Genomic DNA, 13092 nt, shown 5'->3' on the forward strand with positions numbered 1-13092 from the left:
AGCTTATTTCGTATTCAGTTAGTAATTTGGTTTGACGTTTTACGTGTGATCATCCCAAATTGCCACTGCGGCCTTCTCTATTTCAACATAGGATTTCGGTACTAGCGGGGTACGAATCGGAGCGGATTCTTTGCTCCACTCGATGGTAGATCCCTCTTTATCTTTTCTACGCAGTTTAGAACCGGCACCTAAATTCATAGAGAACAAATCGAGGAAGCGGCGAGGCCCGATACCAATAAATGGTTCAAAAGTGACAAGGTGATTTTCTTCACTCGACGCATCGAACTCCGACTTGAGTTGAATGGATTCCGAGTGGAAATCAAGGGCTCGGCTTTTGGGGTAGGGCTCCACGTAAACTACTCGTTTCACACCACTTGCAACAATATGCTTTGCGCAATTGTGGCAAGGGAAAGTTGTGCAATACAGTGTTGTGCCTATCGTTGAAATGCCGGAGCGACTACAGGAAAGCAAGGCGTCCATCTCAGCATGTACCACTCGGCCAAATTCTGTTAAGTCAGAAATCTTACTGTCCTTCAGAATCTTTTCGAGGTCTTTTTGCCTCTCAGGGTTAACCAGCTCTTGCTTTGCTAGTGAGGCAATGATGCCCTCGATGATTTCGGCCTGTGCTTTTTTATTGGAATCGCCTTCTCTGGTGTAGTCCTTTCCGTCCGGGTGATCAGTAATTTCTCCTGATTCTGGGTCTTCTTTTGCCCAGTAGAGACCGCCTCCCGATTTTGGTGCGTCATTGGCGCCGGTGGCGATAATCTGCTCTTCGCGACTTATCACGGCCCCGACTTGCCTGGACAAATCCCCAGAGCGCACTGAGCTGTTAAAAGCCATAAACATGGCAAACTCATCAAATGTTGGGTTTTTATAGGGGTGGGAAAAAATAAGCTCAAGAAAACGCTTAAGTCTATTCTTTACCTGATCATCATTGTTGCCAAGGTTTAGGAAAAAATCGGCTAGGTGGTAGGTATCCCTGGTTTTTTGACCGTGGTCGATAGTCTCATTCTCATCAGTTTTAATAAGTTCTTCAGCCTGGGCCTGATCGCAACTTTTGTCTTCGGTCAGGTAGTTGCGGCGACGTTTTTCATCGGCATGAATGCCAATGAGGTAAAAACCATCTGCATAGATTTTCCTAAGAAGTTCTACTTCTCGTGGATGCTTGAGGGAATTGATAATATATGCCCGCTTTTGGTTTTCTGAACCGCGCGTGTTGGCTATTTCTTTGGCGACACCTGCCGCAAGTATGGCATTGTTATTGGTCCGAGCTCGTAAAGCGTCCCCTGCCGATATAAAGTGCTGAATTTGCTCATACTTGTTAGCTGTGCTGTCGGCTGGGGGCAAAATTGAAGAGATTCTGATTTCACTTACGTTATAGCCGAAACCTTCTAAGCGGTCTTTCAGTGGACCTACAACACGCTTGGTTTCGGTTCCTACTGCGCTGACAACGCCAATTACTAACTCCCCCTCATTAATTCCGGATGTTAGGAAGCGGTATTCAAGGTCAGGCTGTGTACTGGTTTCTGTCTTACAGGGTGGGGCTGAGGAATCGGTAATGGGTTCGGGTGTAGGCTCGGGAACAGAAGTTTCCTCAGTTTTAGGTTTTGGCTGTGCTTCATTAGGGTAGAGTAATACGGGAACTCTATTTTCGAGTTGGCTTCTATCAGTGCCTTTACCCTGTAATTGCAGAGTACCAGTGGTTACGTACCAGTTGAGCACGCCACGCCCGAGACGGAACACTTTTTTGTTGGGTTGAGATTCATCCCACTGTCCCTCTAAAGTGGACAATTTTTCTTTTAGCTCTTCAAAAGAGCCAGTGAATTTAGTACTCATTGATCGTCCTTGATAATGATTAGAATTTATTTGGCATCGCCGCTTTATGCCCGCTGGCTGTTATTGGGGCGGGGCTTGTTTCTTATACTCAGATAGTACGCCTTTTGTACTTTCCCCCAAATTGTACCGAATGATCGGTAAATGCAAGCACCTTTGTTCGATTTCAGTATTTAGGGGTCTAATGCAAACAGCAGTGTTTAAACTTTTTACCGCTGCCACAGGGGCAGGGGTCGTTGCGGCCGGTTTTGGGGTCTGCTCGGTGAGGAGTTGGCGACAGTTCTGGGGCCCGTTGTTGCAGCCAGTGGCGGTGCAGGGCGCGGGCGGCGGGTTCTATTTGAGTGACGCTGTGCTGGTGCTCTGTATCGGTGAGGGTGCCGAGGTGATCTAAGTGTTCCTCGCGGCCGTGTAGGGCGATGGCTTGTAGCTGGGTATCCAGTTCTGTGGGCAGGTTGGGCCATTGGCCCAGGTCGACGCCGCGCATATAGCCGAAACACCACTCCTCGACGATGGCGAAGGGAGCTTCGCCCTCTCGCTCGGTGATGCGGAATAGGGCGCTGAACTCTGCGGGGGTTTCCACCAGCATCATGGCATTGCTGTTCATCAGCTGGAATAGCAGCGCGGTAAAGCGCTGCATCTCCTCTTCACTCTGCCACTCCGGCTCATTGCCGGGGCCGCCCCAGAGGGCGGAGAACCAGCGGCTGGAGGGAATCATTTCCGGGCCGGAGACCAGGGCGGTGAGGAAGCCATCCAGTTCGCAGATATCCAGCACCGAATCGTCGTTGCCGTATTTGAGCAGCACGTCCTCAATAAATTCCAGATCGGCTTCAGTGATGGGCGTATCGAGATCGAGGGTTTCACTAAATGTCATTGGACTTCCTCTACCTGAACCCGGCGCTTGCCGGTGAGCAGCTGCTGCATCAGGGCTTTTTTCTCCTGCTTTAGGCAGTCGAGTTTTTGTTGCAGGGTTTCGATTTCCCGATCGGCGCTGGATAGGGTTGCAGCGATTTTTTTTTGTTCTTCTTTAGAGGGAGTAGGTATTTTAAAGTTGCCAACATTCTTCAAACTTAAGTTTGGTTGAGCAGCTTGAGCTGTTTCAGCTATTATTTCGCGCTTAATTTGATTAGATTGAAGTGCATAATAACAGTAGAGTGTTTCAACAATTTCGGTGCTTAATCTAATTAGACAAATTGCCTGATTGGTATTTGCTTCTGTTAAATATTTAGGTACTAAAGCTACTCTTCCTAGAGCCCCTGCTATTGAAAAAAGAATATCGCCAGGTTTTAACTGGGAGCGTTTAAAGGCCGAGTGGCATTTCTCATCGATATGTGCAACCTTGTTTAGGTCTATTGATCCATCAGTACGAATACACTCTACCTTTAAAAATGGAATACCTTTTTTAGTAAAGCTGAAGCCATTTGTCGACGGCGTTGTTCCCTTGGTTACAAGAGTTGAAATATCATTGATGTTTGACTTTGTCCACTCCCCACTAAACCGAACCCCATTCTTATCCCGCAGGCGCTTTTTGCCGGTCAGCAGTTGCTGCATCAGGGCCTTTTTCTGCTGGCGGCTGTTGGCGAGCAGTTTTTCGCTGGTATCGATGGCTTTATCCCAGGTGGATAGGATTTGGGCGATCTTTTTTTGTTCGGAGAGAGGCGGGATACGAACTTTGTACTTTTTCAGGTCTCCGAGGTTAATTCGTTTTTGAGCTGACCCAATTGCTTGCTCGATTAACCTACCATTTACAAAAGGTGATTTCAGATATTCGCAAAAGTAAAATGGATCGGTCGCACTGTTAAGGCGCATTACAGCTAAAGCCCTGTTAACATTCCATCCAGCGCATTCACTTGGAACAACCATTGTTCTGCCTACAGTCCCCATCACCGATAAAAGAACTTCGCTGCCGGCAAGCTCAGTTCTCTTGTACTCAAGATGGAGTTCCTCGCTAACTCGCAGAATTTTTGTTCCACATAAACCATCAGCACCGATATCAACAGTTCTGATCATTGGAATACCATTTTCAACGTCTTGTCCAGGTTGCAATATCCCATATGCCATAGAAGTTTTATCAATTAAGCACTGCTCAATGGTTAACTCTTTCCACCCATTAGGCACCATAACCCAACTCCTGCAAATACTGCTCCATTTCCCCCTCCAGCTCGCTTAACTGGGCTTTCAGCTGCTGCCGTTCGGCACGCACGGCCAGCAGGTCGATCTCCTCCTCCTCTTCGAAGGTATCCACATAGCGGGGGATATTCAGGTTGTAGTCGTTATCCTGAATTTCCTTGAGACTGGCCACATAGGCGTATTTGTCCAGGTCGGCGCCCTGGCGGTAGGTGGTCACTACCTTGTCGATATTGTCCTGGGTGAGTAGGTTCTGGTTTTTGCCCGCTTTAAATTCCCGCGAGGCATCGATAAACATCACGCTGTCATCCTGCTTGTCGCGGGCGAAGATCAGGATGGCGGCGGGGATGCCGGTGCCGTAGAAGAGTTTTTCCGGCAGGCCGATCACCGCGTCCAGCAGGTTTTCCTCAATCAGCTGCTTGCGAATCTTGCCCTCGGCAGAGCCCCGGAACAGCACGCCGTGGGGCACGACTACGCCCATGCGCCCGCTCTTGGGATTGAGGGTTTCGATCATATGCAGAATAAAGGCGTAGTCCCCCTTGGTTTTTGGCGGTACGCCGCGATGAAAGCGGCCGAAGGGGTCGTTGCCGGCTTCGTCGTGGCCCCATTTGTCCAGGGAGAAGGGCGGGTTGGCGGTGACGATATCGAACAGGTCCAGGTCGCCGTTTTTGTCCAGCAACTTGGGGTTGCGAATGGTATCGCCCCATTCGATTTTGTGGTTGTCCTCGCCATGCAGGAACATATTCATTTTGGCCAGAGACCAGGTGGAGCCGATGGCTTCCTGGCCGTAGAGTTCGTACTGCTTGCTGTCGTGGTGTTCCCGCACCTTGCGCCCGCACTTCATCAGTAGGGAGGCGGAGCCGCACGTAGGATCGCAGATACGGTCGCCGGGGCGGGGATCGAGCAGTTCGGCGATCAGCTCGGACACTTCCGGTGGGGTGTAGAACTCGCCGGCCTTCTGACCGCCGCTGGCGGCGAAGTTCTTGATCAAATATTCGTAGCCGTTGCCGATCACATCCAGATTGCCCACGCGGCTGGGGCGCAGGTTCAGCTCGGTTTTGGCGAAGTCTTCCAGCAGGTGGCGCAGGATGGTGTTCTTCTGCTTCTCCTCGCCCAGTTTGTCGGTATTGAAGAAGATATCCTGGAACACGCTCTTGCCGGCGTCCTTGAGCTTGGTGCCGTTGGCCTCTTCGATGGCGTGCAGGGCCTGATCAATACGTTCACCATTGTTCGGCTCGTGGCGGTGCTCGTACAGGGTGTAGAAGCTGGCACTTTGCGGCAGTACAAAGCGCTCGCTCTTCATCATCTCCTCGATCAGCTCCGGCTCGTTGCCGTAGGTTTCCACATACTCCTCGTAGTGGTCCTGCCATACATCGGAGATGTACTTGAGGAACAGCATGGTGAGGATAAAGTCTTTGTAGGTGTCGGCGCTGATGGTGCCGCGAAAGGTATCGCAGGCATTCCACAGGGCCTTGTTGATGCTGTCCTGGCTGATCTTTTCGGCGGCGCTTTTGCTGCTCATGGGGTGCTTCTTGTCCTTGGTGTACTGCTGGGGCGCTGTGGCCCAATTGAATTCGGTTTGCGCTGGCATTGCTACAGGTAGCGGGTGTTGTCTATCGGCTTCTGCGCGGTGGCGGCCATTATACGCGCGCTGGGCGCTGCAATTGCCCGGCAATCTGTGACGGTTCGTGCCGGACCTGCGCGGGTAGGGCGATCGGGTGTTCTCTACCGCCCACTGTGCTTAATTTTTAGCCAGCGTCTGCCAGTTCAGCCCGCAATGGCTTGGAATCCAGGGAGCCGGGCTATTTAGGGGTTGGTCCCGCTGGTTGTGGCGCTGCCATTGACTTGCCGTGGCCGGTGCCCGGCTGTGCCGAATGACGGCGATGGTGATTCAGCTGCCAGATGGCGTCAAGGGCGTATCTTGCTCTTTTGGGGGCAAGGCACAGCCAGCGGTGCCAGCCCGAGGCAGTAAACTTCACTACTTTTTAAAGCGTGTTGCGTGAGATCTGCCGTGTTAAAGGCATCGTGTTTAGAGGCATCGCTGCCCCTAGGGCGGTTCAGCACTCAATGAGGACATCAACAATTAGGAGGGCAAAAATGATTCGCGGAAGGGGTTATCTGCTTGCGGGCCTGGCACTTGTGCTCAGTACCACGGTGGTTTTGGCGGTTGACGAGCAGGATAAAGGGCAATATCTGGGCGCGTTTAATGATCCTGTGCGCTACTGCGCGGCGGTAAAAAATGCGGACCAACCGCAAGAGCCCTATATCGGCCCGGCAAAACCACAGATGGTTTTATCGGGTATTCGCAAGGCGGCGGGTATCGCCGAGGATGCTTCGGAGGACTGGGTTGCCGGGGGCACCTTCTGGCGCTGTATGGATGGGGCGGTCTACGCCTGTTTCGTGGGGGCCAACTTGCCCTGTACGGAGAAGGCGGATATTTCACGAGAGCCCAGTGAGCCGATGACGACTTATTGTGAGAGTAACCCCAGAGCGGATGCTATTCCCGCTGCGGTTACCGGGCGAGCAACAGTGTTTGAGTGGCGCTGTAAAAATGCCGAGCCTGAGGTGGTTCGGCAGATTTTGCACGAGGATGCGCGGGGTTATCTTGCCGAGTATTGGTATCGGCTGGATGGGGCTGAATAAATTTTATCTAACGGGTGGACACCAAGAAAACCTTTGCTCGTTATACGCTGTGATTGCCTCTCTGTACGCCTGTAACCAGTATCCATGTCTTTTAAGGGCAAGAGAGTGTGGCTGTTTAGAATATGGAGAGGGTATGAACCCTCTCCTAAATTAAAGAAAGGCGCCCTTACCAGGTTAAGCTGATATCGGTTCCATCAAACTTCACATCTGAGTCGTATACATATTTCAGAGTGCCTTTCCAGAAGGAGCCATGCCATTCCCAGTCGGCATCGTAGCTGACCTCATTGAGCACCTTTTGACTAAAGGCTTCAAAGCTGCCATAGCGCTCCTCGCTACCCATAATCACTACCCAGGTTTGCTCGTTCCAGTCGCAGGTGACGGTGTTGGAGTCACCATTGCCGCAGGGGTAGCGCACGGCGATATAGCCGTCGTCTTCCTTGCCGAATTTCCAGTTACCGCTGCGCTTTTCCTCCTCGAAACTTTCGGGCCATTGTAGCGCCACGTTAGAGCCGCCGGAATGGAACAGTTCAATTGCCGGATAGGGGTTGTATTGAATTACGGCAACATTATTCACCTGCTTAATCTTGGGATGGTGATCGTTTTGCATGGTGCTATTGCCATCGCCAACCTTCGCCCAGACCGATTGGGTGCCGGTAGTGGCGATCCAGGGCGTTTGCTGATAGCCCTGGCGACCACCCCAGTAATTCTGAATGGAGTGCATCATCACACCGCCATCCTTATACATGGAAAAGTTAGCGCCAGAGAGCACTGAGCTGCGGCTGAATACCGCTCCGGCCTTGGCGGCAGCAGGGGCGGCAGCTTCTGAAAGCCCCAGGAACTGGTCGAAGGCTTTCAGTCCTTCATAGCCTTCAAGCTGATATTTACTGACGAACCAAGCGGTATCGGCAGCTACATCCGGGTGGAAATAAGCTCCCTGACTCCAATAGAAAGGCACGCGCTCTTCGCGGGGGAAGTCAGCATAAATATCGTTTCTGGCATCGCCGAGAGAGTGGCCTACCGAGTAATTCATATTCAGGTCTTTACCGAAATACTTGAAGATGTCATCGGTAATTTCCAAGCCAGAGGTGGCCAGCATTACACCTGCGGGACTCGGTGTTCTCACTGATTCCTTACCGAGACCCGTTAGCAAGTAAATGATGCGGTTGATGTTGCCACCGGAACCGTTCCTGCGGTAACCATCATTACTGCGGCCTGCGGCTGAGAAAAGGATGCCCTGGTCGTTGGTGACCAGCAGTATGTCCTGCAGCAAGCGTTGCGCAGCGCCCGTGGCCAGCTCGCGAATTTCTGCATCTTCAGAAAAATCGACGAGATTAAGTAGCGCAGATAGGGTGTAGGGGTAATAGACCGGGGAGTAAAACTCATAGAAACCATACTGGTTTTTTACTTCCAGGTAGCGCTTTAAGCGCTTGTAGGTTCTGTCGTCTTCAAATGCACCGTACTTTTCCTGTAGAAGATACTGGGCAGATGTGTACATGATCATATGGTTTTCAGAGGCGAAGACGTGATCCCCAGTGCCGCCTTCCTTAAACCAGAAGTGGTATCCGTCCAAAGCAGCAAAGAGTTCATCTTTAATTTCTGGGCGGAAAAACAGGATACGGATGAGCCTGGTAAGGGTGAAGTCTGAATTCTTCTTGCCGCCATTGCGCAGGACATCCAAATTCTTATTCAGCGCCTCCCAATTGAGCTCATCGCCGGTGTATGCCTGTAAGACGACAGCGGTATCATTAGTGGAAGAAACGCCCTCTTCAATATATTGCAATTGCCTATCTTGATAGGCGCCCTCATCAAAAGACTGCGCATCGACACTGGCTGAATGTATCGCCAATCCTAAAAAAATCGGGTACAGCATTCCTACTACTGGTACTTTCATCAGTACTTGTTCCTATATTGATTTTGATTTCTGGTGTTAAACACCATAAATGTACCACTTGTGTATTACAGGAATTTCTTGGATTAAACGATAGGTATTTTCTCTCGCTGAAGGTTGCCGATTCGATCAGTTGGGTCCCTTGGTTCTCACTTTTAAAATATATTTTTGCTCAGGTTTCTTTTGGGCCTGATTGTTTATTTTTTATGTCTTAACAATGAATTTTAGTGTTTGTTAATTGGTACGGTATGGTATTAAAAATAAGTTTGCTATTTGCTTAGGGAGTAGATGGTCTATTACAGGTTGGTGGGTTTTGTAGTCTTTTGAGGGCTGTGCAGAAGGGCTCGAATAAAGGGCGTTGAACGGTTGCTACTTTTTACTGCCGTAAAAATTTGTAGTAGTGGTGTTGGTCTGTTGATAAGGAGCTTGGCTTGGAGGTTTCTAATTTATTCAGGCGTGAAATCTTGGCGCGGATTTAAGTTTGCTACTTTGAAGTCGGCGTTTAAGATTTAGAGGTATAGGCTTCTAAAGATTCTGAGACAAAAAATGAAAAAACTACTAATTTTCTTTGCGGCCGGCTGTTTGGGGGCTGTGGCAAATAGCCTTGTGGTCTGGCTGTTTGGGGAGTTTGGAATAACCCCATTTCTGGGGGTCTCTATCACCCCTACTTTATCTGCTGAATGGCTATATCCCAGAGTGGTATGGGGTGGCATTTGGGGTCTGTTTTTTATTCTTCCTTTCTTACCATCAAAGCTGTTGTTAAAAGGAAGCATCCTGAGCCTACTCCCCACGGCGTTCCAGCTTTTTGTTGTTTTTCCTGTGATGGCCGGTAAAGGTATGGCAGGGCTTGAGCTGGGGGCGCTTACCCCAATTTTTGTAGTATTTTTTAATTGGATCTGGGGGATTGTTACCGCGCTTACCATAAAGTGGGCTGAGTAACTCCACTTGGTTCTTTTATTGACCAGTTTACATTAGCAGGATTCTTTTGGCGGCTTTCAAGCCCCGGCTGGTTGTTGTTGAAGGCCCCTCCAGCCAGTGATCGATAATGTTGTGGGCCAGCTCTCGTCTCTGCGGACCACTGCGACCTTCGGTTAACTCACCCAGAACCCAGTGATTGTGTGCGATCCAGGTATCCCGTGCGATAGGGCGAATGAGAGGATCTGCTTCGCAGAATAGCGGCATTGCCGCGGTGAGATTGCTGGGTTGTTGTAAGGTTTCCCTGCTAATAGGTGGCTGTCCATTGGCTTTCCACCAGTCTCGGGCGGCTTCGGGGTCGTGTCCAAAACGTTGCTTGAAAGATTGGGTAAATGGGCTGAGGAAGGGCCAGTTGCCCCCTTTTACTATTCGCTCAACGATTTCTCTGGTACTTGCTCGGTCACCAAAATTCTCCGGGTCGTAGAGCACGCGGTCTTTGGCAGCGGCATGAATTGGGCTGGTGGCATCGGCAGTAATCTGGGTATTGGTCGGCAGGGCAGCTGCGGCAATGGGCAGCAGCGATGGAGCACCGAGACCCAGGCAGTGGAATTTCACCAGAGGTCGATTGCCATCTCGGTAGCCATCTGCGATGCCTTTTAATACTTGCGCCAAGCGTACATAGCGGCGGGGGACCGGCCGGGCCAGCTTGAATGAGGCTCGACCGAGTACATAGAAATCGGTTGCATTCAAATCTCCACAAATGCCGGCCAAGCCTATGGCTGCGGAATCCGCCCCGGCCTCTGCCGCTAGTCGGCCAGCGTCTCGGGCGGTGTTGTAGTCCATGGCGCTTAGCACCGCATAAACATTTAACTCCTGGCATAGAGGGTGTTCAGCAACCTTCTCCCATAGCCTCAGGCTCTGGCGATTGCGCGCGGCGATACGCTCCGGCCGCCAGCCGGTAATTTCACGCTCCAGATCTAGAGCCACCAGGCAAGTTGTGGCGAAATCTTCCTGAGCGATCAGGTGAGTGGGGTGCATTAACAGCTGGCGTTGCAGCAATGTTTCCGTATCGATGGTATTGGATTGCCCACTACAAATGGCTAGCACTTTCTCTGCCAGTGTATCCGCCAGTATGCGTAAATCTTTTGGGACTTGACGGCCGCGGGGTAGCTGTCCCAGCTGACGTCGCAGGACTTTTACCCGCTGAGTGACTTGGCGGGCTTCTTGGTAGAATTGAGAAATAACGGCGTCGATCAGTTGCTTGGTTCCGTTATCGGCAAAGAGAGGTAGCTCTCTGCGGCGAACCTCTGCCGCCATTTGTAGATTGGGGGTGGTAATTCGGTGGGCAGATAGGAGGTAGCCTGCGGCGTTAACTCTGTGATCGGCAAAGGCCTCTAGAGTTTGTCGGCGCAGGTTGGCGATAAACCGCATGCTAGTCATTTGCCAGCCGATGCCCCTTAAATAAGCGCGTGAGAGCAGGCTTTGTATTCATCGAGTAGTGCGTGGGCCACTTCCAGTTCGATTTCGAGCTCCAGGGCTATCTGTTCGAACAGGTCCCAGGCCTCGAATACATCTGGATGGGTTTCTATACATTCGGCTACCGCGTGGTCCATAGGCTCTATGGGAAAGTCGAATTCATCCTTTTGATGCAAATTGGGCAGATTGGGTATCGCCGTTTCCAGGCACTCTGCGCGCACGGCTTCTTTGGCGGCGTGCCATTCGGCTTTTGCCAGCTGTGCCATTGCCAGTAATACTTCTAGTTCTGCAATCTGGTCGTGGACTCTGTCCAGCTCCGTCATGCATCCATCATCTGGTGGCATAGTCGCACTCCTACTGACGAATAAGGGGCGTAAAGAGCAATTCACCGGCGCCCAGGGTGGCTTCGGTGTCCTCTTCGGCTTTGTGGGGACCGAGAGACCAGTAGAGGTTGGAATTACTGCGCCAGGGGTGGAACCAGCGGCTGGCGAGCCTCAAGAAACTGACCCCAAAACTGGATTCAGCGATCTCAGCCAGGGCCAGAGTGTCGACTTCAACGGCGGCTTTGCCATCAAACAGGCTTGAGTGTTGCCGGTAGATGCCACTGAGCCTGCAAAAAGCCCCCTGACAGACGCCGGCATGGGGTAGGTGGGCAAAACGCACTACGGCATTTGCCAAGGCCATACTAGATGGGTCCCTCAATACTAGATGGCTGAGCAGCATGCCGCCTTCCTGGGCAGGTGAACTGACCTCTTCGACAAAGCCTCTGATTTCAACAAACTCACCCTCCGAGCTGTTTTTAAGCTTCGATAGCTCTACATTTTTGCCATTGGGCAGGGGAGTAGAGAAAGCCATAGAGGGAATATTTTTCAGGAGGGCTTTTACATCTTTATCGGTATTAAAATCTTCGCAACCGATGGCTAGCCGATAACAGGCGGCATGGCTTGCGATGGCGGTTCGGGTGAGAAAGTGCGCATCAACTGCGAGATCTCCAAGCTTTTCCGCCAAGCCACCACTGCCGCGTTGCAATAATTCTTCGATGGCATTGTGTATGACAGCCTGGGCTCCCACAAATTGGGGGAGCTGACTTTCAATATTGCCGGCAAATATCAGGCATGCCTGGGTAATTCTTTTGGGTTCATTTAAAAGCAGGGCGCTATAAATACGTTTTTGTCCCATTGTGAGCTGATTGGCAAAGTTCTCTGTAATTGCCTTAATCGTGGAAATGCTCTGCTTGGAAAATTCGGTACCGGGGATGTCTGTACTTAGGGCAATATTGAATTGAGCCTGTGCCAGGGCCTGCAAACCTCGGCACAGACACATAACGACGGCATCCGCTGTGCTGTTTACCCTGATGGATGTTGAGGCCTCGTTTTCAGGAAGGAAAGGCTTCAACAGGTCGATGTTTTTTGTCTCGCCATTGGCTAAGCCAACCATTGATTCCTGTGGGTTTAGCCTTTCTTCCAGCCCGGTGATTTTTTTGTGCAAACGTGTGAGCGTTTGTTCAGAGAGTTTATTCCCAGTCAGTTCTTCCGCCTTTGCGAGTAGTTTGTTCAAGCGTTCAGCGAGGTTTTTGTTGCGAAGCCTGTCCTTAAGATTTTTAACCCACTGATCCCGATCACCACTGATAGCAATGCTTCGAAGCACAAAAAGGAACTCTGAACCCATACGGTGATGTAGCTTGTTAATATGGGCTGAACTTTCCAGTTGGCTCTGGAGGTTGCGATACTCTGCATAGCCCAATCCCATACACAAGCGCGCCTGCCCCTCCAGTTGTCTCCAAGAGCGAGACAGGATCGGCTTTTGTAGCGCTAAGGTCTCACGAAAGAGGCGCAATAACTCAAGCGGCTGTGTGGAATAGGCCGGTAGCCAGTCAAACCGGGCGCGCTTTAAAGAATCAGTCAGTGTGTTGTGACGATCAATGGCCATTGGCATCTATGCCTCCTGGATGCGGGAGTAGGCTCAATATTCACTATTGGCGGGAGTGCAATCCTTTCTATATGGCACGGTAGTAATGATAGTAAATTGCCACAAGGTCGTATGTTTATAGGGAAATTTGGTTAATTGGTTGTGTAGGCACAGGTTTTTATTCCGCCAATATAAGGCCCTGGATGTATGGAGCTAGATATATGGGCACCGTATCCGGCCCAAGATTAAAGCCAGTATTAAAGCTGTTGGTAAAATAAAGGCTTATCTGTATGTCAAAGCGACAA

Annotated in this window: 10 protein-coding genes; 2 read left to right on the top strand and 8 right to left on the bottom strand. The window is 50.8% G+C overall.

The features are described 5' to 3' along the window. Nucleotides 1-39: 39 nt before the first annotated feature. The 4 genes from ACXAFI_RS07105 to ACXAFI_RS07120 form a co-directional block, all read right to left on the bottom strand. Nucleotides 40-1836 carry an anti-phage dCTP deaminase gene (locus ACXAFI_RS07105; RefSeq protein WP_475108226.1) on the bottom strand — a complete coding sequence of 599 codons (1797 nt, stop codon included), beginning with the start codon at nucleotides 1834-1836 and terminating at the stop codon, nucleotides 40-42. A 178-nt stretch (nucleotides 1837-2014) separates the two neighbouring features. Continuing rightward, a complete protein-coding gene (locus tag ACXAFI_RS07110; protein ID WP_475108227.1) occupies nucleotides 2015-2704 on the bottom strand; it encodes a YecA/YgfB family protein in 690 nt (229 codons plus the stop codon). After that, nucleotides 2701-3951, bottom strand: a complete 1251-nt coding sequence (locus ACXAFI_RS07115; RefSeq protein WP_475108228.1) for a restriction endonuclease subunit S — start codon at nucleotides 3949-3951, stop codon at nucleotides 2701-2703. The genes ACXAFI_RS07110 and ACXAFI_RS07115 overlap by 4 nt, the downstream gene beginning before the upstream one ends. Next, nucleotides 3941-5479, bottom strand: a complete 1539-nt coding sequence (locus ACXAFI_RS07120; RefSeq protein ID WP_475108229.1) for a type I restriction-modification system subunit M — start codon at nucleotides 5477-5479, stop codon at nucleotides 3941-3943. Before ACXAFI_RS07120 ends, ACXAFI_RS07115 begins: the two co-directional genes overlap by 11 nt. 575 nt (nucleotides 5480-6054) lie before the next feature. Between ACXAFI_RS07120 and ACXAFI_RS07125 the strand changes: the two genes are divergently transcribed. Next, nucleotides 6055-6600: a hypothetical protein gene (locus ACXAFI_RS07125; protein WP_475108230.1), complete on the top strand. Its 546-nt coding sequence runs from the start codon at nucleotides 6055-6057 to the stop codon at nucleotides 6598-6600. A 166-nt stretch (nucleotides 6601-6766) separates the two neighbouring features. Here the strand turns inward: ACXAFI_RS07125 and ACXAFI_RS07130 are convergent, their stop codons facing one another. After that, nucleotides 6767-8491, bottom strand: coding sequence for a hypothetical protein (locus ACXAFI_RS07130; protein ID WP_475108231.1), 1725 nt, complete (start codon nucleotides 8489-8491; stop codon nucleotides 6767-6769). A gap of 543 nt (nucleotides 8492-9034) precedes the next feature. Between ACXAFI_RS07130 and ACXAFI_RS07135 the strand changes: the two genes are divergently transcribed. After that, the gene (locus tag ACXAFI_RS07135) at nucleotides 9035-9427 is read left to right on the top strand and encodes a hypothetical protein (protein ID WP_475108232.1); all 393 of its coding nucleotides are present in this window, start codon (nucleotides 9035-9037) and stop codon (nucleotides 9425-9427) included. Between the two features lie 27 nt (nucleotides 9428-9454). On the opposite strand, the gene ACXAFI_RS07140 is transcribed toward ACXAFI_RS07135, so the two are convergent. The 3 genes from ACXAFI_RS07140 to ACXAFI_RS07150 are packed head-to-tail and all read right to left on the bottom strand — an operon-like array spanning nucleotide 9455 to nucleotide 12814. Next, nucleotides 9455-10843 carry a hypothetical protein gene (locus ACXAFI_RS07140; RefSeq protein ID WP_475108233.1) on the bottom strand — a complete coding sequence of 463 codons (1389 nt, stop codon included), beginning with the start codon at nucleotides 10841-10843 and terminating at the stop codon, nucleotides 9455-9457. Between the two features lie 17 nt (nucleotides 10844-10860). Next, nucleotides 10861-11223: a hypothetical protein gene (locus ACXAFI_RS07145; RefSeq protein WP_444922451.1), complete on the bottom strand. Its 363-nt coding sequence runs from the start codon at nucleotides 11221-11223 to the stop codon at nucleotides 10861-10863. Between the two features lie 10 nt (nucleotides 11224-11233). Further along, complete coding sequence (locus ACXAFI_RS07150) at nucleotides 11234-12814, bottom strand: hypothetical protein (protein WP_475108234.1); 1581 nt, start codon at nucleotides 12812-12814, stop codon at nucleotides 11234-11236. Nucleotides 12815-13092: the final 278 nt, after the last annotated feature.

Source organism: Microbulbifer sp. ABH2_005 (assembly GCF_056160005.1).

What these genes read in the sequence shown, in the direction of transcription:
- ACXAFI_RS07115 (WP_475108228.1), bottom strand. Translation starts at nt 3,951, where the DNA reads ATGGTGCCTAATGGGTGGAAAGAGTTAACCATTGAGCAGTGCTTAATT.
- ACXAFI_RS07110 (WP_475108227.1), bottom strand. Translation starts at nt 2,704, where the DNA reads ATGACATTTAGTGAAACCCTCGATCTCGATACGCCCATCACTGAAGCC.
- ACXAFI_RS07120 (WP_475108229.1), bottom strand. Translation starts at nt 5,479, where the DNA reads ATGAGCAGCAAAAGCGCCGCCGAAAAGATCAGCCAGGACAGCATCAAC.
- ACXAFI_RS07150 (WP_475108234.1), bottom strand. Translation starts at nt 12,814, where the DNA reads ATGCCAATGGCCATTGATCGTCACAACACACTGACTGATTCTTTAAAG.
- ACXAFI_RS07140 (WP_475108233.1), bottom strand. Translation starts at nt 10,843, where the DNA reads ATGACTAGCATGCGGTTTATCGCCAACCTGCGCCGACAAACTCTAGAG.
- ACXAFI_RS07130 (WP_475108231.1), bottom strand. Translation starts at nt 8,491, where the DNA reads ATGAAAGTACCAGTAGTAGGAATGCTGTACCCGATTTTTTTAGGATTG.
- ACXAFI_RS07125 (WP_475108230.1), top strand. Translation starts at nt 6,055, where the DNA reads ATGATTCGCGGAAGGGGTTATCTGCTTGCGGGCCTGGCACTTGTGCTC.
- ACXAFI_RS07135 (WP_475108232.1), top strand. Translation starts at nt 9,035, where the DNA reads ATGAAAAAACTACTAATTTTCTTTGCGGCCGGCTGTTTGGGGGCTGTG.
- ACXAFI_RS07105 (WP_475108226.1), bottom strand. Translation starts at nt 1,836, where the DNA reads ATGAGTACTAAATTCACTGGCTCTTTTGAAGAGCTAAAAGAAAAATTG.
- ACXAFI_RS07145 (WP_444922451.1), bottom strand. Translation starts at nt 11,223, where the DNA reads ATGCCACCAGATGATGGATGCATGACGGAGCTGGACAGAGTCCACGAC.